General features: G+C 55.0%; 20 protein-coding genes. 15 read left to right on the plus strand and 5 right to left on the minus strand.

Translation table 11 applies throughout. The annotated features are described in order from the left end of the window. The first annotated feature begins 54 nt into the window (after nt 1-54). Both ACR0DS_RS09655 and ACR0DS_RS09660 read left to right on the plus strand, forming a co-directional pair. Nucleotides 55-405 carry a Lin0512 family protein gene (locus ACR0DS_RS09655; RefSeq protein WP_480506841.1) on the plus strand — a complete coding sequence of 117 codons (351 nt, stop codon included), beginning with the start codon at nt 55-57 and terminating at the stop codon, nt 403-405. Beyond that, on the plus strand, nt 402-764 hold the full coding sequence (locus ACR0DS_RS09660) for a Lin0512 family protein (RefSeq protein ID WP_480559148.1): 363 nt from the start codon (nt 402-404) through the stop codon (nt 762-764). The genes ACR0DS_RS09655 and ACR0DS_RS09660 overlap by 4 nt, the downstream gene beginning before the upstream one ends. Before the next feature lie 61 nt (nt 765-825). Here ACR0DS_RS09660 and ACR0DS_RS09665 read toward each other — a convergent pair whose 3' ends face one another. Further along, complete coding sequence (locus ACR0DS_RS09665) at nt 826-1,020, minus strand: DUF1127 domain-containing protein (protein WP_209505251.1); 195 nt, start codon at nt 1,018-1,020, stop codon at nt 826-828. Nucleotides 1,021-1,217: 197 nt separating this feature from the next. Between ACR0DS_RS09665 and hslV the strand changes: the two genes are divergently transcribed. Next, nucleotides 1,218-1,775, plus strand: a complete 558-nt coding sequence (hslV, locus tag ACR0DS_RS09670; protein WP_480482584.1) for an ATP-dependent protease subunit HslV — start codon at nt 1,218-1,220, stop codon at nt 1,773-1,775. Here hslV and ACR0DS_RS09675 read toward each other — a convergent pair. Then, nucleotides 1,767-3,008: an MFS transporter gene (locus ACR0DS_RS09675; protein WP_480486882.1), complete on the minus strand. Its 1,242-nt coding sequence runs from the start codon at nt 3,006-3,008 to the stop codon at nt 1,767-1,769. The two genes, hslV and ACR0DS_RS09675, sit on opposite strands and share 9 nt — an antisense overlap. A gap of 191 nt (nt 3,009-3,199) precedes the next feature. Between ACR0DS_RS09675 and hslU the strand changes: the two genes are divergently transcribed. From hslU to ACR0DS_RS09735, 12 genes are all read left to right on the plus strand, one after another. Continuing rightward, a complete protein-coding gene (gene hslU, locus ACR0DS_RS09680) occupies nt 3,200-4,507 on the plus strand; it encodes an ATP-dependent protease ATPase subunit HslU (RefSeq protein ID WP_480559150.1) in 1,308 nt (435 codons plus the stop codon). Nucleotides 4,508-4,769: 262 nt separating this feature from the next. Beyond that, complete coding sequence (locus ACR0DS_RS09685; RefSeq protein ID WP_480559152.1) at nt 4,770-6,188, plus strand: mannose-1-phosphate guanylyltransferase/mannose-6-phosphate isomerase; 1,419 nt, start codon at nt 4,770-4,772, stop codon at nt 6,186-6,188. Between the two features lie 53 nt (nt 6,189-6,241). Then, complete coding sequence (locus ACR0DS_RS09690; RefSeq protein WP_480559154.1) at nt 6,242-7,522, plus strand: glycosyltransferase family 4 protein; 1,281 nt, start codon at nt 6,242-6,244, stop codon at nt 7,520-7,522. 342 nt (nt 7,523-7,864) lie between these two features. After that, nucleotides 7,865-9,352 carry a glycosyltransferase family 4 protein gene (locus tag ACR0DS_RS09695; protein ID WP_480482572.1) on the plus strand — a complete coding sequence of 496 codons (1,488 nt, stop codon included), beginning with the start codon at nt 7,865-7,867 and terminating at the stop codon, nt 9,350-9,352. A 240-nt stretch (nt 9,353-9,592) separates the two neighbouring features. After that, a complete protein-coding gene (gmd, locus tag ACR0DS_RS09700) occupies nt 9,593-10,630 on the plus strand; it encodes a GDP-mannose 4,6-dehydratase (RefSeq protein WP_480486890.1) in 1,038 nt (345 codons plus the stop codon). Continuing rightward, nucleotides 10,630-11,523, plus strand: coding sequence for an NAD-dependent epimerase/dehydratase family protein (locus ACR0DS_RS09705; protein ID WP_480482568.1), 894 nt, complete (start codon nt 10,630-10,632; stop codon nt 11,521-11,523). The genes gmd and ACR0DS_RS09705 overlap by 1 nt, the downstream gene beginning before the upstream one ends. 384 nt (nt 11,524-11,907) lie before the next feature. Further along, on the plus strand, nt 11,908-13,923 hold the full coding sequence (locus tag ACR0DS_RS09710) for an FkbM family methyltransferase (RefSeq protein ID WP_480559156.1): 2,016 nt from the start codon (nt 11,908-11,910) through the stop codon (nt 13,921-13,923). A 34-nt stretch (nt 13,924-13,957) separates the two neighbouring features. After that, nucleotides 13,958-14,956 (plus strand): hypothetical protein, encoded by a 999-nt coding sequence (locus ACR0DS_RS09715; RefSeq protein ID WP_480559158.1) that lies wholly within the window; start codon nt 13,958-13,960, stop codon nt 14,954-14,956. A 539-nt stretch (nt 14,957-15,495) separates the two neighbouring features. Beyond that, on the plus strand, nt 15,496-16,293 hold the full coding sequence (locus ACR0DS_RS09720) for an inositol monophosphatase family protein (protein WP_480482562.1): 798 nt from the start codon (nt 15,496-15,498) through the stop codon (nt 16,291-16,293). A gap of 4 nt (nt 16,294-16,297) precedes the next feature. Next, the gene (locus tag ACR0DS_RS09725; protein ID WP_480559160.1) at nt 16,298-17,992 is read left to right on the plus strand and encodes a Na/Pi cotransporter family protein; all 1,695 of its coding nucleotides are present in this window, start codon (nt 16,298-16,300) and stop codon (nt 17,990-17,992) included. 154 nt (nt 17,993-18,146) lie between these two features. Further along, entirely contained in the window at nt 18,147-19,247 is a 1,101-nt protein-coding gene (locus ACR0DS_RS09730; RefSeq protein ID WP_480482558.1) for an alpha/beta hydrolase, read from the plus strand. After that, nucleotides 19,244-20,464 (plus strand): MFS transporter, encoded by a 1,221-nt coding sequence (locus ACR0DS_RS09735; RefSeq protein WP_480538400.1) that lies wholly within the window; start codon nt 19,244-19,246, stop codon nt 20,462-20,464. Before ACR0DS_RS09730 ends, ACR0DS_RS09735 begins: the two co-directional genes overlap by 4 nt. Here ACR0DS_RS09735 and ACR0DS_RS09740 read toward each other — a convergent pair. From ACR0DS_RS09740 to ACR0DS_RS09750, 3 genes are read right to left on the minus strand one after another with little or no spacing between them, the layout of a single operon-like run. Beyond that, the gene (locus tag ACR0DS_RS09740) at nt 20,461-21,048 is read right to left on the minus strand and encodes a Smr/MutS family protein (RefSeq protein WP_480538398.1); all 588 of its coding nucleotides are present in this window, start codon (nt 21,046-21,048) and stop codon (nt 20,461-20,463) included. The two genes, ACR0DS_RS09735 and ACR0DS_RS09740, sit on opposite strands and share 4 nt — an antisense overlap. Beyond that, nucleotides 21,048-22,088, minus strand: a complete 1,041-nt coding sequence (gene mltA, locus ACR0DS_RS09745) for a murein transglycosylase A (protein WP_480559163.1) — start codon at nt 22,086-22,088, stop codon at nt 21,048-21,050. Before mltA ends, ACR0DS_RS09740 begins: the two co-directional genes overlap by 1 nt. Then, a complete protein-coding gene (locus tag ACR0DS_RS09750; RefSeq protein WP_480559165.1) occupies nt 22,085-22,747 on the minus strand; it encodes a Tim44/TimA family putative adaptor protein in 663 nt (220 codons plus the stop codon). Before ACR0DS_RS09750 ends, mltA begins: the two co-directional genes overlap by 4 nt. Nucleotides 22,748-22,777 lie beyond the last annotated feature (30 nt).

Here is a 22,777-nt window from a genome sequence, read left to right on the forward strand (position 1 = left end):
TCAAAAGGCGTCTCAGATCGGGGCGCCTTTTTTGTTGAAGCAGCGGGGAAGCCAATGGCAAAAACGCGCGTTCTTGTAGAGTTCGGGATGGGCACATCCCTGCGCCGGATGGACTATACCGAGGCGTCGCTGCGGGCGATCAGAGACGCGCTGTGGCACAACTCGGTCAATATGGCCGAGCTGTTTGGTTTCCCGAAAGAGGTGATGATCATCGATGCCGAGATCGGCGTGCAGCAGCCGGATCAAGTGGATACAGACGCCCTCAAAGCCGTTTTCCCTTATGGCCAGCCCAACATTACTGTCACAAAGGGTGGGCTGGACATCGAAAAACCGCATGGCGACGGCCACACGGTCATCGCCAACGCCGCACTGATCGTTTCTTTCGACATGGACCCTGCGCAATGAGTGAAAAGCGGATCATCCTGGAAATGGGCACCGGCAATGACCTTTATGGTCAGGATTATACCAAAGCAGCCCGCCGCGCGGTACAGGACGCGTTGCATCATTCATCCATCACGTTGTTTTCAAAGCTGGGGATCGATCACAACGAAATGCGCGTGCGTGTGACAATCGGCGTTCAGAATCCGGAACAGGTGAACTGCGAGCTGGTTGCTGCCGACTTGCCGCGAGGCCGGGCCGAGGTTCGCGCGATCAAAGGTGGTCTGGATGTCGCCGATGAAGAGACTGGCACTCTGCACGTCATTTCAACTGCCGCGGTCGAGGCCTTTTTGCCCGATCTTGCTGGGAAATATGTCCAGGGCTAAGCAACGAAAAGCCGCTCGGAAATCCGGGCGGCTGGTTCGGTTTGGCGATCTGTCGGTTGGATCAGATTTTTGCGATATCCGCGCGGCTCAGACCGATATCGTCCAGCTGCGTGTCGCTGAGTTCCGACAGAAGGTTCCGTGTTTTACGGGCTTCATTCCATGCGACAACATTGTCGAATGCATTGATGAAAACGTCCGCCACGTGCAGGATGGTAGCTGCTCCGAGCGGCGCATGAATATTAGCTGTAGTTGCCATGTGCGCAGTCCTTATTGAAGAAACAGCCGACCCGTCGTCGGTTGTGAGCCTCATCTAGTACCGCTTGGCCGGACTCACAATTGCTGGTCCGGTAACCCCGATTTGCATTTTTTGCATATCTTTTGGGCAGTTTGGCAATGGGTTGCGCCAACAACCGGTCCGGCCCATATATACCGCCAGAAAAAGCGGAGACGATCATGGCAGATAGCGACTTTCCCGGTTGGCACGGCACAACGATTATTGGCGTCAAGAAGGACGGTCATGTCGTCATTGCCGGCGACGGTCAGGTGAGTCTGGGTCAGACGGTGATCAAGGGCACTGCGCGCAAGGTGCGCCGCCTGTCTCCCGGAGGGTTCGAGGTCGTGGCAGGTTTTGCCGGATCGACAGCGGATGCCTTCACATTGCTGGAACGGCTCGAAGCCAAGCTTGAGGCTACGCCCGGTCAACTGGCCCGCGCCTCGGTTGAACTCGCCAAGGACTGGCGCACCGACAAGTATCTGCAAAAGCTTGAGGCGATGCTGATCGTGACAGACGGCAGGGATCTGCTGGTCATCACCGGGGCAGGGGACGTTCTGGAACCCGAACACAATGTGGCGGCCATCGGTTCGGGAGGCAATTTCGCTCTGGCCGCCGCGCGTGCCATGATGGACAGCGACAAATCCGCAGAAGACATCGCCCGGCAATCCATGGCCATCGCAGCAGATATCTGCGTCTACACCAATGGCAACCTGACGGTTGAGACGATCTCAGGCTAAAAGCGCCTTGATCTCTTTGCCTTTCCATCGGCGGTGCATGCCGACCAGCCCCAGGATCGCTGCAACGATCACGATGTAATAGGGCACGCGGATATCGATGCTCATCAACCCGCCACCGATCAATGACATGATCCCCCCCGCAAGACAGAACACGGCGGTGGCCACGCCCATGGCCCAGCCCTGATCCGCCTCGCTCACGCTTGAGGAGAACAGGCCCAACAGCGTTGGATAGGCGATGCCGAACAGGAAATAGAAGAAAAACACGGGGACATAGCTGAATACACCGCTTGGGCTGAAGGCAAAGGCAAACCCGCAAATGACCATCACCACAAGCGACGTGTAAATGATCGCGTGTTTGCTGAACCTTTCCTGGGCAGGCTTCACCAGGAACGTACTGGAAAAGGCCAACGCCACACCGATGACAACCATCGCCACGCTGCCCCCGATGACCCCATACCCGAATGCGCTGGTCAGGAAATTGTCGACAAACACGTAGAATGTGACATTGGCGATCATGAAAAACGAATAGACTGGCAAGATTTTCAGAACCAAAGGGTGTTCGCCAACTGCGATCAGACTGTCGGTAATATCGCGGGGACGAAACACAAAGGGCTCGCGCTTGGTTCGGGTGTCCTTGAAAAACAGAAGCACCAGAAGAATCGCGATCAACACCAACACGAACGCGCCATAGAACGGGGTTTTCAGCGTGGCAAAGCCGCCAAACAGCGCCGAATCCGACAAAACCGCGCCGATGATCGGCCCGCCGACAAGGCCAAAGCTGACACCTGTCACGATGTAGCCCATGTTTCGGTCCCGGTCAGACGCGTCAGTGCTGCCATCGATCATCGCTGCCTGCGCGATGGGCTGATTGCCCGCAGTGAACCCGGTAATCGAACGGCCGACGATCAGCAGAAGCAGGTTATTGAGATAAAGCGCCACAATGGTCAGCGCATATCCGGCCAACGCCCCCCCAAGGCAGACCAGCAGCGCATTCTTTCGCCCGATCGAGTCAGACACTTTCGAGACATAAACAACACCCAGAAACCACGACAGGAAAAAGCATCCGATCACCAGACCATAGTAAAAATGCCTACGGCCCACTGGCGTGCTTTCCGGCAGAAAACCCGAGCTCGTTTCCATGATCAACGAATTGATGATGGGAAAGACCAGACCTTGCCCAATCAGATCCACAAACACCACAAACAACAGGGTAATCTTGGCAATCTTCGTCATTCTGTATGCTCCTGACGCTCGTAACCCTGACGCAACCGTAACAGAGGGTTCGTGTTTTCCCCAAGCAAAGGATTTGCAAACCGCATGAGGCATTGTTAACCAACGCGGCCAAGACCCGCGGTTTGCTTGTTTTCATCAAAGCCATGATTACCTAGACCGCATCACGCAAATACGACCGAGAGGATTGCCCTTTGACCGACCTGACCCCGCGCGAGATTGTCTCGGAACTGGATCGATTCATTATCGGGCAAAAGGATGCCAAGCGCGCTGTGGCCGTTGCCCTGCGCAACCGCTGGCGCCGCAAGCAGTTGCCGGACGATATTCGCGAAGAGGTGTATCCAAAAAATATCCTGATGATCGGCCCCACCGGTGTCGGCAAAACCGAGATCAGCCGCCGTCTGGCCAAGCTGGCGCGCGCGCCCTTTATCAAGGTCGAAGCCACGAAGTTCACCGAGGTAGGCTATGTCGGTCGCGACGTGGAACAAATCATCCGCGATCTGGCCGATGCCGCCATTCTGCAAACACGGGAATTCATGCGCGAAGACGTCAAGGCCAAAGCCTATCAGGCCGCCGAAGACCGCGTGATTGACGCCATCGCTGGTACGGATGCCCGTGAAGGCACACGAGAGATGTTCCGTAAAAAGCTCAAGGCGGGTGAACTGGATGAGACGGTCATCGAACTGGACGTCGCGGACAGTTCAAACCCAATGCCGATGTTCGATATCCCTGGACAACCTGGCAGTCAGATGGGGATGATGAATCTGGGCGATATCTTTGGCAAGGCGTTTGCCGGGCGCACTGTCAGGAAACGTCTGACTGTCGCCGAAAGCTATGACGTACTGATCGGAGAAGAGGCAGACAAGCTGCTGGACGATGAGACGGTCACCCGCACCGCATTGGAATCGGTGGAACAGAATGGCATCGTTTTTCTGGACGAGATTGACAAGGTCTGTGCCCGCACAGAAGCGCGTGGCGGTGATGTAAGTCGCGAAGGGGTGCAGCGCGACCTGCTGCCCCTGATCGAAGGTACAACCGTCTCGACAAAACACGGTCCGGTGAAAACCGACCACATCCTGTTCATCGCGTCCGGTGCGTTCCATATCGCCAAACCGTCAGACCTTTTGCCCGAGCTGCAAGGCCGTCTGCCCATCCGGGTAGAGCTGCGCGCGCTGACCGAGGAAGACTTCGTGCGCATCCTGACTGAAACCGACAACGCACTGACCCGGCAGTATACAGCCCTCATGGCCACCGAAGAGGTCACGGTTGGCTTTACCGAAGATGGTATTGCCGCCTTGGCACGGATCGCAGCCGAGGTGAACCAGAGCATTGAAAACATTGGTGCGCGGCGACTTTACACAGTCATGGAGCGGGTCTTTGAAGAGCTGTCATTCACCGCACCAGACCGGGCCGGAACAGAAATAACTGTCGACGCACAATTCGTGGACGACAATCTGGGCGAATTGACCAAATCTGCAGATTTGAGCCGTTACGTTTTGTAGCAGCTCGAATCCGATACCGCCGCTTTTCCCTTTTGCCAACTGGAAGCGTGGCGGTTTGTCTGAGGCACGCCACGTTGGAGGCATGTGGCGATCGAACCTCAACTGGGAAATTGAGGCGGAAATGCCTGGGCAATGCGGTCTCAGGGGGCAGGTGTTTAGCGTTTTTTCGCCAAAACGTACCCAGTGGTAGTGAAACAACCTTGAAATTGCGCCCTTAAGTTGACACTAGGCACTTGCATTTATTGGCAAAGGTTATCTGATCGTGTCCATCACTCCTGTTCTTCTTTGCGGTGGTTCTGGCACCCGTCTTTGGCCGCTGTCCCGGAAATCCTATCCCAAGCAGTTTACGGCGATCACCGGGGGCGAGACCCTGTTTCAATCCTCGGCCCGGCGCGTATCAGGGTCGGACTATGATGCACCAGTAGTGGTGACCGGATCTGATTTCCGGTTTATCGTGACTGAACAATTGCAGGTGGCTGGCATTGATCCAGGCACGATTCTGATTGAACCTGAGGGACGCAACACCGCGCCGGCGGTTCTGGCGGCAGCTCTCCATGTGGCAATGTCCGACCCCGAAGCCCTATTGCTGGTTCAGCCCTCCGACCATGTTGTACCTGATGCTGACGCCTTTCGTGCAGCCGTGGCTGCAGGTGTGCCAGCAGCCCAAGCCGGGCAGTTGGTAACCTTTGGGATAACACCGGATCGGCCCGAGACCGGCTATGGCTATCTTAAACTGGCTGGAGCACCGGAGGGCACCGCTCCTGTCAAACTCGACAGCTTTGTCGAGAAACCAGATGTTGAAACCGCCTCTGCTATGCTGGCCGACGGCAAGCATCTGTGGAATGGTGGCATTTTCCTTTTCAGGGCCTGTGACGTCATCGCCGCTTTTGAAACCCACGCCCCGACACTGATGGCTCCGGTCCGGGCCGCTTGCGAAGCTGCCAAAACGGATTTGGGTTTTCTACGGCTGGACCCAGAGGCCTGGAAGCAGGTCGAAGATATCTCGATCGACTATGCGGTGATGGAAAAGGCCGACAACCTGAGCGTTGTTCCATTTTCTGCTGGCTGGTCTGACCTGGGTGACTGGGGTTCGGTTTGGCGTGAGGCAGGACCGGATGACAACGGAGTTGTGGCCACAGGTAATGCGACCTCAATAGACTGTAATGACACGCTTTTGCGTTCTGAGGCCGGTAATTTGGAAGTGGTCGGCATCGGCCTGAAGGACATAATCGCTGTGGCTACATCCGACGCGGTTTTGGTGGCGGACAAATCCCGTGCGCAAGACGTGAAGAAGGCTGTCGAGGCGCTCAAAGTCAAGGGCGCAAGCCAGGCCACCATTTTTCCCAAGGATTTCCGCCCGTGGGGTTGGTTTGAAAGCCTGGTGGTTGGCGGACGTTTTCAGGTCAAGCGTATTCATGTACACCCCGGCGCAGCACTATCGCTACAAAGCCATCACCACCGGTCCGAACACTGGATTGTTGTTGAGGGAACCGCGAAGGTGACCGTCGATGACGACGTCAAGCTGGTCACTGAAAACCAGTCCGTATACATTCCGCTTGGCGCTGTGCATCGCATGGAAAACCCAGGCAAGGTTCCAATGGTGCTGATCGAAGTGCAGACCGGAAGCTATCTGGGCGAAGATGACATCATCCGCTATGAGGACGTCTATTCCAGGGTCTAGGACACGGTTGGATAACCGCTTTAGACTGACCGGGTGGCCGAAGGAAAACGGAAATGGAAAACGATCTCAATGCAGCCAAGAAGCGGCAGGTTGTCTATGACCTGACCGAGGTGCTTTTAGCCTCGACCGGTAAGCTGCGTTATTACGGGATCGCCAGGGTCGTTGCCGAGATTGGCACTGAGCTCAGAAAACAGGACGCGTCCGTCAGATTCGCCGTTTTCTCGCAGGGTCATAATGAACTTCTAGAAGTATTCCCAACCATACGAGCAGATGGTGGCGTTGACCTGAACGTTCCAATCGGTATCCGGCAATTGCGCGTGCGCAGTCACCACTACACCAAGTCAATTATGAGGGATCTGGTGCTGGCGGCCGTCAGACCGCTGGTCGGGCGCAGAAACCGCAAAGCCTGGGAGGCGATAGCCCCAGACATGACGCCCATCGACATGTCTGGAAAGACGTTGGTGAGTTGTGGGCGGCCCAAGTTGATCGTTGAAATCCTGTGCACTCTGGATCGTAAAGGGGTTTCTTGCGATATCATTCCATTGCTGCATGACATGATCCCCATGCACGATTTTGAACACCAGCTGGCAAGTTTCCCGCGCAACTTCATAGGGGATAACCAACTGCTGGTTTCCCGCGCCAAGGCGCTGTTAACAAACTCCGTATTTACGCGACAGGAAGTTCTGGACTTCTCCGAAAAAGGTGTTCTGCCGGAAGCGCCAGAGGTCTACGCAGTCCCCTTGGTTCATGAATGCCCCGAGGGAACCGAGCAATCCGAGCAAGATATTCCGGATAATCCATATATCATGACAGTTGGATCGATGCTGGGCCGCAAGAACCTGGATGTCGTATTCGAAGCATTGCGCATTCTGAAGCGTGACGGGAAAGACGTACCCACTTTGGTTCTGGCAGGGGCGTTGCGTCACAAAACAAGCACCTATCTGCAATCAGACGAATGCACAACGATCCGTGAGCACGTGGTCTTCCGCGAGAACCCCAATCAGACAGACCTTGTAAACCTGTACAAGAATGCTTTGGCACTTGTCATGCCTAGCCGAATGGAGGGCTGGGGTTTACCCGCCGGTGAAGCCTTGTGGTTCGGTACACCAGCGCTTTGCTCTACTGCGGCGGTTCTGAAAGAAGTGTGCGGAGATCTTGGTGTCTATTTCGATCCAGATCGGCCTGATCAACTTGCAAACCATATCACAAGGCTGCTGACAGATCCGGAGTTCGCTCAGAACCTTCGCGCACGCATTGCTGCGCATAAACCGCAGCTTCGCGCTTGGTCGAACGTTGCAGCGGACGTGCGAGCGGTATTGCAAAGACTGGACTAACGGGACCGTTACCCATCCCGGCAATAGAGCCCATAAACTTTGAAAGGACTGTCATGCCTGGCAATTCCCCTCTAAAATGTCACGTGGTTTTGGTCCAATCGACCTCGGCGCTGCGCGCAGGTCTCAGCATTACTCGGCATTCTGTCAGGCAGACGCCACACTCGCCGTCAAGAGTCAGCCCTTCTGTTGTGTGAACCTCAATTTTCCAGAAAAGCGCGATTACTTGCTCATGAAGTCGAGTTAGTCGCAAAAGCCCTTAAAATCAGTACACTTCGGTATTACTGCGAAACAATCCAAGAAGATGAGACCACTTCATCTGGCAGACTGCATGGAGAGTAAGCTATGAACGCCCCTACGTTTAACCAAGATGGCAAAAAAGTATTCTTCGATATCTCAGGACTAATCGACTATATCAAAAAAGTTGATCGCTACTCGGGCATTCAGCGTGTTGTTGTTGAGTTGATCTCAGAGTTTTCTAAACTAAGCGATCCAAAGCTTGTTTACCTTTGTTGGTGCGATGCAAACTCCGGTGTTCAGCGCTGTTTGCTTCTGGAGGAAATGGGTCGAGAAACCCTTACGTCGCCAGCTAAGCTGCGGCAGATTTTCTATCCTTGGAAATCCGCGCGCTCAAATCTTCCAATGTTGGACGGGTACCGGAACCGCCCTGCAAAGTATTTCTTCCACCGCACCAAATTGGATGTGATGAGCTTTCTCAGAAGAGAGTCCGTATTTCGAAAAAAGGACATGTCATCAGAGATGTGGCGCGCGGCCCGGCGGAAGAAAGCACCAGTCGAAACCTCGGGGTCTCGCCGAACCGAGCAACCTTTGTTCGATGTGGCAATAGAAGGTGACCATCTTGTGCTTCTGGACAGCAGTTGGCTGGCGCGCCACACTCAGGCGTTCAAAAAGGCGAAAGCGAGTGGGATGGAAGTACATTCGCTGGTGTACGATCTGATCCCTATCGTGGCACCACAGTTTACAGCTGGAAGCATGCCTTATGTATTTTATGACTGGCTTTTAGACAGTCGGGAGTACACAAGCCGCTACATGACAATCTCTGAGGCGACCCGGCAGGATCTTTTACGCTTTTTTCAAGCACACGATATCCAGAGAAATGCGACCGCTGTTCCCTTGGCGCAGGCGGGGTTGTCCAAGATTGGGCTCGAAGACGAGAATGCCCAGAAACAAGGGCCCGTGTCTTCGCGGATTTCGTTCGACGCTTTCCCCCATCTTGAAGACGCCAGCCAGCTAAGTGTCCACCTGCGGAAAATTATTGGTGAGCCTTATGCGCTTTGTGTTGGTACGGTCGAACCACGCAAGAATATCTGGCGCACCGCGATGGCGTGGAAGTACCTTGTTGATCAGGGCCATGTTGATCTGCCTAAGCTTGTGTTTGCCGGCCGCAAAGGCTGGCTTACAGACGAGTTCGATAACCTATTGGAGGGGACAGGCGATATATACGGCTATGTAAGCATGGTTGACGGACCAACAGATGAGGAGCTTGGCGTCCTTTACAAGAACTGCCAGTTCGTGCTGATGCCGAGTGTTTACGAGGGATGGGGCCTGCCCGTGGGCGAGGCGTTGGCCTACGGAAAAACGGCCGTAGTCGCCCAGAATAGCTCGCTCGTCGAAGTAGGAATGGATCTTGTTGAATATTGTGATGCAATGAGCGTCCAAAGCATCGGCGAGGCCGTCTTAAGGCTCAATAACGCTGCCCACCGTTCAGAACTGGAAGAAAAAATCAAAACCGCGCCACTGCGCAGTTGGTCAGATGTGGCTCGGGATATGGGGCGGGCAATGTACGCACCCAAAAAAACCGATGCATATTGACGTCTTTCACGACTTATCGCAGGCCCAATCTTTCATCAGAAAGTCCGCGCTCTTGGTTCTAAGCTTGGGTTCGCAGGTTTCAATTCCAATACAGAGCTTTGAATTGGCCAGTTTTGTAGCCCTTGCGCGTGAAATAATACTAAAGCGGTCTTGCACACACTACTAAGTTGACAAAAAAGCACTGCTCATGTCGGCCAGGATTTTCCGACAGGCAAAAGACAAAACAGAAAGGGATTAAGAGTGACAAAAACTGCTATCGTCACAGGTATCACAGGACAGGATGGTGCCTATCTCGCTCAGCTGTTGCTGAACAAGGGTTATAACGTCGTGGGGACCTTCCGTCGGGTTGTTTCCACGAATTTCTGGCGCATTGAAGAGCTTGGTATTCGTAACCATCCCAATCTGGATCTGTCGGAACTCGACCTGACTGACATGGGGACAATGATCCGGCTTATTCAGAAGGTGGAACCGGATGAGATCTATAACTTGGCGGCTCAAAGCTTTGTGGGCGTCTCGTTTGAACAACCGCACACAACCGCACAGATCACCGGCGTTGGCGCACTTTATTTGCTGGAAGCTATCAGAATAGTGAACCCCAAAATCCGGTTCTACCAGGCTTCCACTTCCGAAATGTTCGGCAAGGTTCAGGAAGTACCGCAGCGCGAGACGACTCCGTTCTGGCCGCGCAGCCCCTACGGTGTTGCCAAACTATACGCGCATTGGATGACCATCAATTATCGAGAAAGCTACGATATATTCGGCAGCTCAGGCATTCTGTTCAACCACGAAAGCCCTTTGCGAGGGTTGGAGTTCGTAACACGCAAAATCACTGACGCGGTTGCCAAAATCAAACTGGGTCAACTTGATTGCCTTGAGCTGGGCAATCTTGACGCAAAGCGCGATTGGGGGTTTGCCCGGGACTACGTGGATGGCATGTGGCGTATGCTGCAAGCTGATGAACCCGATACATTTGTACTGGCGACCGGTCGCACCGAGACAGTGCGGGATTTTGTCGCCATGGCTTTCAAGAGCGCGGGTATCGAGCTGCGTTTTGAAGGTGAAGGTGAGAAAGAAGTGGCGGTGGACGCCGAGGGCAGCCGTGTTCTTGTGAGGATTAGCCCCAAATTCTATCGCCCTGCTGAAGTGGATTTGCTGATTGGCGACGCGAGCAAGGCAAAACAAGAGCTTGGTTGGGAGGCGACAACATCTTTGGAGGAACTCTGCCAGATGATGGTTGAGGCGGATCTTGCACGTAACGAAAAGGGTGTGTCCTTTTGATGCCGGCACCCCGAGTTCTGATTACCGGACGCTATGGCTTTACCGGACACTATGCCGCAATAGAGCTTGCAGAAGCAGGGTGGGACGTTTGGGGCACCGGAACAAATCCGGCCCCCAAGCCTGATTCCCAATATCTGGAAGCAGATTTGACAGATTCATCGGGTCTAGAGCAGGTCATTACCCATGTCGCTCCGGACGCGGTGCTGCATTTGGCAGGGGTCGCATTTGTGGCACACGGAACCGCCGAGAGCTTTTATCAGGTCAATCTAATGGGGACGCGGTGCTTACTAGAAGCGCTTGCCAACACCGGACATGGCCGCAAAGCCGTCGTTCTGGCCAGTAGCGCGAATATCTATGGTAACGCCGCCGTGCCATCCATAGGGGAATCTACCCCCCCGGCACCTGTTAACGATTACGCGGTTTCAAAACTTGCAATGGAGCACATGGCCCGGCTGTATAACGACCGTCTTCCTGTCGTTATTGCCCGACCATTCAATTATACCGGTCTTGGCCAGGACCCCAAGTTTCTTGTTCCCAAGATCGTTTCTCATTTCCGTCGTAAGCAGCCACAGATAGAATTGGGAAACCTGGATGTCGCGCGGGACTTTTCCGATGTACGCGATGTTGCGCGAGTGTACAGGTTGCTTCTGGAAAACGCACCCGAAGGTGAAACCGTGAATATCTGCTCCGGTAAAGCAACCGCGCTGGCGGAGATTCTGGACATGTGTCGAACCATAACCGGCCATGAGATCGAGGTGGTGTCTAATCCTGCCTTTATGCGCGCACAAGAAATCAAGGTTCTGATGGGCGATCCCACACTTCTGGAAAACCTGATCCCGATCGGCATCCGTCACACTCTGGAAGAGACGCTGAAATGGATGCTGAAGGAGTGACCTGAAGCATCTCGATTGCCGCCGCCAGAGGTTCTTGGCAGAACAATCGGCCGTAGCATCCGGATACCATCGCCAACGGGATCGTATATGAACTGCAGGAAAAGGTGATTGGATCTCTGATTCACATCACCGTTTATGGCCGTCTATTTTCTGATCCAGAACGGCTTGGGGTCAGAGTGATATCAGATTACGGGTGTTTTGATCCTTCGCCGATCACACCTAAGCTGGCAGATCCTCTGACCTAATACGTAACGCGAAGGAACGCGTGATTTCCGAGCCAGAAACGGGATGACCTCTGTCCTGACTTGTACTAACAATCAGGTAAATATCCGAGAAAAGCGCGATCATCTCGGACAAAACTATGCAAATGTGAAAGTACGGAGTATGACTGACACCTTCTATCGCGATTTCGAGGCACGATTTCGTGGCGATCCTTCTCTTATTCGGGAGCGTTTGCGAGTATACCAGCCCTTCCTGTCGCCACTCGCCGCTCAGAAAGGGGACGCACAGGCGCTTGATCTGGGATGCGGTCGAGGTGAATGGCTGGAAATTCTGGAAGAGGCTGGCCTGAGTGCACGTGGCGTCGATATCGACAAGGGGATGCTTGATATCGCTCACCAAAAAGGTCTGGCGGTTGAACAGATGGAGGCGCTGCCGGCGTTGAAAGCGCTGCCAGACAACACGCTTGCCCTAGTGTCCGCATTTCATTTGATCGAGCATCTGCCTTTTGACGATATTCGCGAACTGGTAACAGAGGCGCACCGTGTTTTGCGCCCTGGTGGGCTTTTGATTTTGGAAACACCCAATCCGGAAAATCCACTTGTTAGCTTGGTCAATTTTCATCTTGACCCTACGCACTTGCGACCGCTGCCTCCGGGGTTAACCAGTTTTCTCACCGAGCATGTCGGGTTCGAGCGCAACGTGATTCTTCGTTTGCAGGGCAGTGAGCCAAGAGAGGAAACAGCTGCTCATTTGATCAGTCTTTTCACAGATGTTTCGCTTGATTATGCAGTGGTAGCACAAGTTGATGGACCAGAGATCGGTGCTCTGGATGAGGCGTTTTCGCTTCGAATTGGGATGGACCTGATCCAAGGTGTCTACCGGTTTGACAGAGCATTATCAGAGATTCACCGGGCGCTGGGCAACGTTCCACCTCTCGCCACGGAAGTGTCGAGCCTTCGCGATGATATCATGCAACTGCAAAGAACGCACACAATGACCCAAGTTCAACCCAAGCGCGGAGCGCTTGAAAAAAAGCTGTTCCGCACAACGAACGGGCGTCCAGTCCGGACATTGCGGAGGCTGCTCTTCCACGCGAGCGGTAAGCCGCGCGGGATATTTCGTAGGTGGGTATTGAATCACGACGGATCTCCTCGGCGCCAATTCCAGCAATGGATGGCAAGCCCGGAATATCTGGCGCTACACTGGCCGACGAGCCAACGCTTGAACGCAGCACCTAAATCCTCAGAAGACGATGGCAACTGGGCAACTTTCCTTTCAGGGGAGGCTGAAATCTCGACAACAAAATGGGCTTCACCCGAACCCTTCGTGCAAAACTCGGAACTCGTCATGTCGCGCGGTGCCGAAGGAGGGCACTGGATAACCCACCGAAATGATTCCGTGATTGGCGGGTCTCTTCGTCAGACTGGCCAGTTCCAGGAGCGCGCCATTGATGATGTAATGCAGATTCTTGCCCAAAATGGGCATGAAATCGCGACGTCATGTTTCGTGGATATCGGAGCGAATATCGGCTCCCATTCGATCCATGCGGCACGGCGTGGTTTTGACCGCGTTATCGCTTTTGAACCAGACCCGCAAAACTTTCGACTTTTGCGCGCTAACACTTTCCTGCATGACGTAGATCACAAGGTGTCCTGCCACCAAATGGCAGTATCGGACAGAAACGGCACGATGCAGATGGAGCTCTCGCCTTCCAATTTCGGAGACCATCGCCTTCGCGTCTCAGGCGACATCGCGAATAATCTACATGATGAGGGCGATTGGATCCTTCAGGATGTGCCGGTTCGGACCTTTGACAGTTTAGTCGAGGATGGCCTGCTGCCTGAAGACGGGCCCGATTTGATTTGGATCGATACGCAAGGGCATGAAGGTCACGTGCTGGCCTGTGCAAAAAGAATGGCCACAATGCGTTGCCCGGTTGTGCTTGAGTTTTGGCCCTATGGTCTTGAGCGTTCCGGGGGTTACAAAATGTTACGCGACGCAATCGCATCACGCTACGATATCCAGGTCATTGATCTTGGCACATCTAACCCGAATAGCCTAAACCAGCTATCACTTGATGCGCTTGATCAGATGTACGAGGCATTGCGACAAGGCGAGTCCAAGGCCGGTTCTCCGCATACTGATCTTTTGCTGATGCCAAATCTTACAGACTCTTGATACCATTGCTACAATTCAACTACGGAAACCTATCGTGAAACTGCGTCGGGTCTTATCGCGCTTCTTGCATTCTTCCGAAACGCTGCCTTTGTCTGCGCCGGCCCCGCAGATGACTGCAGCTCATCTCGCTGAAATTGCGGGGCGCCAGGAACGGTTACTGCTGGCCACTGGGCAGGTTGCTGCCCGGCAGGTTCAGGCAATGGTAAGGCTTGAATGTATCGCCGACGCAGAATTCCGCATCCATTCTCAATTCGGGGAAGATGGCATTATCGAATGGTTGGTCTCGCAACTGCCAAGCATACCACGCGTTTTTGTTGAGTTTGGAGTTGAAAACTATACCGAAGCGAATACGCGCTTTTTGGTGCGCCACAGGGGGTGGCGCGGTCTGATCATGGATGGGTCAGCCGCGAATATTGCGTATGTTCGGGCAGATCCAATCCACGTCTTTAATGACATAACGCCCGTTGAAGCCTTTATTACTGCGGAAAATATTGACACTCTGCTGATCGAACACGATCTGTCGGGCGAAATTGGCATTCTTAGTGTCGATATTGACGGCAACGACTATTGGGTGCTGGATGCGATTAGCTCCGTATCTCCGGCGATACTGATTGTTGAATACAACGCGATCTTTGGTGATTTGCATAACCTGACTGTCCCTTACGATCCGGGCTTCGAACGTTTCTCGGCACATTATTCAGGCCAGTATTATGGTGCATCTCTGGGTGCGTTCAAAATGCTGGCCGCTGCGAAAGGGTATCAATTTGTCGGAACAAACTCGGCCGGCGTGAACGCATTTTTCGTACGTGATGACCTCGCCTCACATATCACATCAAAACTTGATACATTTCGCGCATGGCCATCCCGGCACCGGGACTCGCGGGATGAGAATATGGCAATGTCCTTTTTTCGCGGGCTCGATCGTGCAGAACTTATTTTGGATAAGCCTGTTATCGATCTGTCGTCGGGCAAGACGCTGACCCTCCGAGACCTGGGCCCGCTTTACAGTGATCACTGGATAAGCGAAATGTAGAGACCTTAGCCAACCCTGGAACCGCTGACCTTAATTCAGATAGCTGGATCGCGTTACCTAGAAGTGTATTCCATAACAATTCATTAGGTAGATTTCAGTGTATTTACTGTTTGGAGTCGGTCTTCGGAATCACGGCTTTCGGCGGTCGCGGTTTTGCTCAGCTCCGAAATGCTGCTAAAGGCGGCACGATGCCCGGAAACTTGTTTACTGGATAAGTTAAATCTTTGTCTTCAAGTGTGTAGGGGCCGGGACGTCCACAGGAGCTCACTCTTGTTTTCGTCACAACCCTCTGGCCTTTGGGTGCGCCTGTTTGCGTGTAGCCAGCCTTTGCCTGCATGTTCTGAGAATCGAATCATGTTTCAAAATCCACATACTTTTGTGAAAGCGTGGATATTTGGGTTTTTTTGTTTGAGTATTTGTTGATTTGTAGGATTATTGTGGGATGTGTTGAGATGAGATCGAGGCGAGACCGCCAAATGGTCGTTCCTGATTTGTAACCGCTCCGGGATCGCAATCATCGTTAAACAGGATAGAAACAAATGCTGAATCCAAAGACGTCACAGACCGATGAAAGCACCGACCTGCTGTCTCATGCGGTAAAGATAGCCGACTTGGCCAGCGAAGCAGCGCGGGGGTATTTTCGTGGCGCGCTGGGGGTTGAGTTCAAATCGGATGAAAGCCCGGTGACACAGGCCGACAAGGGTGTTGAAGCGCAGGTTCGCGCCTATCTTGGACAGCATTTTCCCGATCACGGCGTCTTTGGCGAAGAACATGGGTTCGAGGGTCAGGATTGTCGCGAGGTTTGGATCATCGACCCGATCGATGGAACCCGGTCATTCCTGTCCGGCCATCCGCTGTTTGGATTTCTGTTGGGGCATCTGGTTGACGGTAAACCGGATATCGGCGTGATCGGAATGCCGGCGATAAATGAAATTTTCACCGGCGTTGTTGGCCGGGGCGCCACGTTGAATGGCCGTGAGATCACGACTTCGGCCCAAACGCGGCTGGATCAGTCCATTCTTTTTGTAAACGAAGGGGACAAGATCTATCGCGATCATCCGGCGTTGTTCGACAGGCTGATGCAGTCTGGACAGACCAGACGGTTCGCCTATGATTGCTACCCCCATGCCCTGCTGGCGGCGGGCCATGTGGATGCTGTGATCGACTATGACCTTCAGCCCTATGACTACCTGCCAGTGATGGCCGTGGTAGAAGCTGCGGGTGGGGTGATGACAGATTGGCAGGGTCGGCCGCTTGACCTGAACTCCGACGGCCGGGTGATTTCCGCGGCAACACCCGAGCTGCACGGGGAAATGCTGGATTTGGTGAACGGGTAGGATCATGGCGATAGTAAGCTTTCTCATCAGCCTGGCCGGAGCCACGATGCTGCTGCTTTACGCAGTGCGGATGGTCCGCACAGGGATCGAGCGCAGCTATGGGGCTTCGTTCCAGCGCCTCATGACGGGCCAAAGCCATTACGCGCAGGCGTCAATGGTCGGCATTGTAATGGCGGTGGTTCTGCAAAGCTCGGCAGCGGTTGCCCTTTTGACATCGGGTTTTGCTGCTGGGGGGTTCCTGACCTTTCCCACCGGCCTTGCAATCGTGCTGGGCGCTGATCTCGGTTCGGCGCTGATCATTCAGGTTTTGTCGTTCCAGCTGGGTTGGCTGATACCGTTGCTTCTGGCGGTTGGTGGGTATCTGTTTGTCAAGACCGAGGCCAAGAAGCCCCGGCAATTGGGGCGCATCCTGATGGGGATTGCGTTCATCCTGATCTCATTGCGCTTTTTGCGCGAAGCCATGGACCCGATCCGGGACAGTGCTTTTTTGCCTGCCGTCGCCGAGTATCTGGCGCGCGACTATATTACAGCGTTTCTGGTCGGCGGCGCGCTGGCCTTTGTTATGCATTCCTCGGTCGCGGCGATCCTGATGTGTGTGACGCTGGTCCAGATCGGCGCAATCCCGTTTGCTGCCGGGCTGTCGCTGGTATTGGGGGCCAATTTCGGTTCAGCTTTCATACCTGTTTGGCTGAGCAGGGGGATGGAAATGCCTGCCAGGCGCATACCCTTTGCCAACCTGGCCTTGCGCGGCAGCTGGGCGATAGTCACCCTTTTCGCAGCGACTGCGGCACTGCGTGCTGGTGTTCTGGGGGATTTGCAGGGCGGTCAGATGCTGGTCAATGCGCATCTGGCATTCAATGCCTCGTTGCTGTTGCTGGCGCTGCCGTTCTGCGGGCGATTGCGCGCGCCGTTCGAGCAGTTTTTTCCGGACCCGAAATCTGCGAACGCGCTGGCCCAGGCAGGTCGCCCGGCCAGCGCGCTGGATGTGCGCACCGCCGGCAGCCCCTCCCAGGCGCTGTCCAGCCTCAAGCGTGAACTGCTGCGGATGAGCGATCTGGTCGAGTCGATGTTCCGCCCGTCACTGGAATTGTACCGCAGCGGCGACAAGGACCAGATACGCGCCGTAAGGGACATGGACGAAAATGTGAACGACTGCCTGTCGGGTATTCGAAAATTCGTGGCCGCCATTCCCGAGGAGACATTCGGAAAGCAGAACGCAAAAGTGGCGCGCGACCTGATGGAATACGCAATCCGCCTGGAAACTGCGGGCGACGTTGTTGCCAAGCGGTTGACTGTTCTGGCGGGCGACATGCGGAAAAAGGGCGCTTCATTTTCAAAAGAGGGCTGGTCGGAACTGGTTGAGATGCACGAAGGCATCCTGGCCAACCTCAAACTGGCCTCAAACGTTCTGATCTCGGACGATCTGGAAAGCGCCCGTCTGCTGAGCCTTGAGAAAACCGAAATCAAACGGGCCGAGCGCGACAGCCGCAAACGCCACCTCAAACGCCTGCAGCACGGCAGTACGGAAAGCTTTGAGACCAGCGATATACACCTGGAAACCCTGCGCGCGTTCCGTGAATTCAACAGCCACATCGCTGCGGTGGCCTATCCGATCCTGTATCGGAACGGGCAATTGCTGGAAACCCGCCTGATCGAAGAAATGCCGCACAAGGAACAGGACGAGGATACGGAGGTCTAGGTCCAACAGCACCGGCAGAGATCGGTTCCGTACGAATACGGTCTGTTACAGATTGTAACCGCTCGGGCCAGTTTCTGCCGCTTTTTCGCGTCGCCGTGCTGGACGCGGGATTAGAATAAGATAGCGTGTCGGCAATTGGTTCCGGGGACTGTCCGTGCTGCGTTTTTTAATCTTCATTCTGTGTCCGGTCGTGCTGGCGGCATGTGTTGACCGGACTGTATCCGAAACGCTTCCATCTGCATTGGAAATCGGAACTCCCGAAACGGTTTTTGCGGCCACGACGCGTGCGCGCGAGCCCGATGGCACGTATGGATTCCGCCGCGCAGAACGCCTGCAATTTCTGGAAACCACCGTGTCGATACCACCGGGGCGTTCACCGGGAAGCCTTAAATTTTCATACGCAAACCCTGACCCGAGAAAACAGTTCGTGCTGGCAGAGGTAGATCAGCTAAGCGGGCCGCAACAGCTGAAAGACAGGCTGAGTGGGGCCGAGGAAGTTACGATTTTTGTGCACGGCTATAACTCCACTCAGACAGAGACATTGTTCCGGGCCGCTCAGCTGTCGCATGATATCGGCATTCCCGGTCAAATCCTTGTCTATTCATGGCCCAGCCGCGCGACAGGCTATGGTTATGCCTATGATCTGGACAGTATGTTGTTTGCCCGTGATGGGCTGGAAGAAACCATTCGTCTACTCAAGTCCATGGGGGTCAAGCGAGTAGCCCTTGTGGCGCATTCAATGGGCGGCGCGCTGGCAATGGAGATGATACGGCAAACCGAACTGAAACAGCCGGGCTGGGCAAAGCGAAATCTGGAAGGCCTTATTCTGATATCGCCCGATCTGGATGTGGATGTTTTTCGGTCGCAGATGAACAGTATCAAAAATCCTCCTGATCCTTTTGTCCTGATGGTGTCCAAGAAAGACAAGGTCCTGAACGTCTCCGGCCGGTTGAGGGGAACCGCCGATGGTGAAAGGCTTGGCAATATCGGATCGGCCGAGAAGCTGTCCGATTATCCGATTGAAATCCTGGATACGACTGCCTTCAACAGCGATGCGGAATCCTCCCACTTTGTGGCTGCTACTTCTCCGGCCTTATTGACTATCCTCCGCTCTGTGCGCCGGGTCAGCGAAACATTTGGGCGCGATGACCGGCGCGGGATCGACATTCTCGTGCCGCCAAGCCAGCGCAATCCTGCTGGCGCCACAGAAATCGTGCTGACTGAAACCGGCCAGGCCCAGGTAAGTAATCCGTGACGCGGGTTTCCCTGCACCGGTTTCTTGCGGACAACGCGACCTGGCTTGGGGCCGGCGTTCTGCTGACATTTCTGTCCAGTTTCGGGCAGACCTTTTTCATCTCGGTCTTTGCTGGTGAAATCCGCTCGGAATTTGGCCTCAGCCACGGCGCATGGGGTGGGCTGTACACGTTAGGCACGACCCTGTCCGCCGTCGTGATGATCTGGGCCGGAGGGTTGACGGATATCTTCCGCGTACGGGTTTTGGGCCCGGTTGTGCTGGCGGGACTGGCGTTGGCCGCGATTGCAATGGCGCTGAACACTTGGCTGCTGCTGTTGCCGTTGGTGATTTTTTTGTTGCGGTTATTTGGGCAGGGGATGAGCACGCATCTTGCCGTGGTCGCAATGGCCCGCTGGTTCACGGTTACGCGGGGCAAAGCGCTTTCCATAGCGTCCACCGGCTATGCGCTTGGCGAGGCGTTGCTGCCGCTGATCTTTGTTGGCGCCATGGTTTATCTGGATTGGCGTTGGCTGTGGATTGCCGCGGCGGGCATCACGGCGTTGGGTATTCCGATCCTGATGCGGCTGCTGCGAGAAGAGAGAACTCCACAAAGCCTCGCCAACGCGTTTTCAGCATCGGGAATGCAGGGAAAACACTGGACCCGCCGGGACGCTCTGTTCCATCCCCTGTTCTGGTTCATGGTGCCATCAGTGCTTGGGCCATCCGCATTTATCACCGCGTTTTTCTTTCATCAGGTTTATCTGGCTGATGTGAAGGGGTGGCAGCATATCCAGCTGGTGGCGCTATTTCCGATCTTTACCGGAATATCCCTGCTGTCCATGTTTGCATCTGGCTGGGCGCTGGATAAATGGGGAACCGCCCGGATCATGCCCTACTATCAGCTTCCGATCGCACTTGGGTTCGTCATTCTGGGCACAACCAATTCAATCGGCGGCGCAACCCTTGGGCTGGTTTTCCTGGCTTTGACCGTTGGGGCAAACAGCACGTTGCCCAGCGCATTCTGGGCCGAATTCTACGGAACCCGACATATCGGTGCGATCAAGGCGATGGCCGCGGCTGTCATGGTTCTGGGATCGGCCATCGGCCCCGGCCTGACCGGCGTTCTGATTGACCTTGGTATTTCGCTGAACACTCAGTTCATCTGGGTTGGGGTGTTTTTCGTGCTGGTTTGCGTTCTGGTCCGAACCGGAATTTCCCGCGCCCGTCGGGACTTTTAGCGCATTCGCCTGAGATAGACGTAATAAGCACCGTCGCCGCCATGGCTGATATGCGCTGGCGTGATCTGCATCACCGCCTGCGCCAACGGCGGTATGGACAGCCAATGTGGCACCTGATTGCGCAGAACGCCGCGCGGGGTGGGGATCGGGCCGGGTTCGTCGCGGTCCTTGCCTTTGCCGGTTACCACCAGAACCAGTCGCTTACCTTGTGCCTGTGCGCTCAGGATAAAGCGGATCAACGCAGGATGGGCCGTATCAACCCGCATACCGTGAAGATCCAGCTTGCCTTCGGGCTTTAGCTTACCGCGTTTCATCCGGCCAAAAGCTTTGATATCCATCTGAACAGGCGCGGCACGCAGCGCATCCGTCACCGATGGCTTCAGATCGTTTGGATTAGGTTTCGGCTGAAGGTTCTGACCAAGCTCAAACACCTCAAACCGGGGTTTTGGTGTTTTTCTGGGTCTGGGCTTCGGCAGGGTGGTCGGATGGACACTCTGCGGACTGTCCGGATGCAGTCGCTCGGCCTGTTTGGTGACCTTGCGCCATAGCTCGATCTCGTCGGTTGTCAGTTTGCGCCGTGTCATCAGAATTCATCCGGCAACAGGGCATAGGCGCGCTGAATAGGCAGCAACAGAACCATCCGACCCGGATCTTTCAGCCTGCCCGCAGCCTGCCCGGCCTCTTCACCGGTTCCGAAAAAGATGTCGGCGCGCTGCGCGCCTTTGATGGCCGCGCCCGTGTCCTGCGCGATCATAAGCCGTCGCAACGGGTTTTCACCGTCCTTTTCCACCCAAACAGGTGCGCCCAACGGCGTATAGGCGGGGTCTGCCGCAATCGAGCGCATTGTCGTGATCGACCGGTTCATCGCCCCCAAAGGTCCAAATTCGGGGGCAACGCGTGAGACTTCGCGAAAGAAAACGTATGACGGGTTGTGAAGCAGCAACTCGGCACCGGCCTCGGGGTTTTTGCGCACCCAAGCACGGATCATCTGGGCGCTGACCTCATGTGCACCCAGAACCCCGCGTCGCACCAGCTCAACACCAATCGACCGATAGGGGTGACCATTCGCACCACCATATCCAACCCGCAGCGCACCACCATCCGACAATCGAATGCGCCCTGAGCCCTGAATTTGCAGAAAGAACAGCTCGACAGGGTCGTCGACCCAGGCGATCTCTAGCCCGCGGCCCTGCATCACATCACCGGTCAGGATGTCACGACGGCTCAGCCATGGTCCTTCGGCACGGGCTTCGGGCGGCATCTTGTAGATCGGGTATTTGAAACGATCCGTCCGGGTGCGCGCGCCGCTAAGCTCGGGTTCAAAATAGCCGGTAAACAAGCCCTCTTTGTCATCCTCGACCAGAACAGGGCGGAAGAATAACTCGAAAAAGGCGCGGGCGGCATCCGGTTCATATGTTCTGGCCACACCACACAAGGCGCGCCAATCCGGATCATCCAGATCACCGCACGTGTTCAGAAAAACGGAAAGGGCCGCGCCGTGGTCGTCCTCGGCCCAGCCCTGCAGATCGTCAAACGACAGTATGGATCGCGTTGCCTCGGCTTCGGCAGCGCTGGCGATGGTCATTGCACCCACCAGTAAAAGCGACCGAAGCGCTGCAATCATGCGTCCGTGGCGACAAGCAGCCAGTTCGGATCGTCCTTGCCCATGACGCGGGCAAAGGTCCAGCTGTCCTTCTGGCGCTTCACAGTATTCGGGTTGCCTTCGACGATGTCGCCTCCGCGATCCCGAACGACAGAGGTCAGCTCTCCCACGAACTTCATCGTGATTTCAGCCTGGTTCGTATCCTTGTCGAATTTCACATCCGTCAGGGTGGTTTCCCGCACGCCGATGAATTCGGCCTCAATGGTCAGGCCCTGATCTTCGCGCGCTGCCACGACCGAAACAAAAGTCTCGAACACTTCTTCCGACAGGAAAGGCTGGATTTCATCCAGATTGCCCCTTTCAAACCCCATCACGATCATCTCATACGCACCGCGCGCACCCTGAACGAACTCGCCGACCGAGAAGCCGGGCTCGACACGTTTCATTGCAGCCAGGGTTTGCGCCTGTTCGCTGTCTTCGGCGACATGGTCGGTAATGTCATGATCCGGGCCGCCATCGATCACCTCGAAACCGCGGCGCGATTTATGGGCTTCGGGCTGTTGCTGCACAGGCGGTTTTTCAAAGCCTTCACGCGTGCCCAATACGCTTTTGAGGCGCAGGATCAGGAAAATGGCAATTCCGGCCAGGACCAGGAGCTGGATCATAGGGTTGTCGCTCATTTCATTCTCTTTTCAACGCCGCGACTTTGT

The sequence above is a fragment of the Ruegeria sp. AF5 genome, assembly GCF_056541905.1.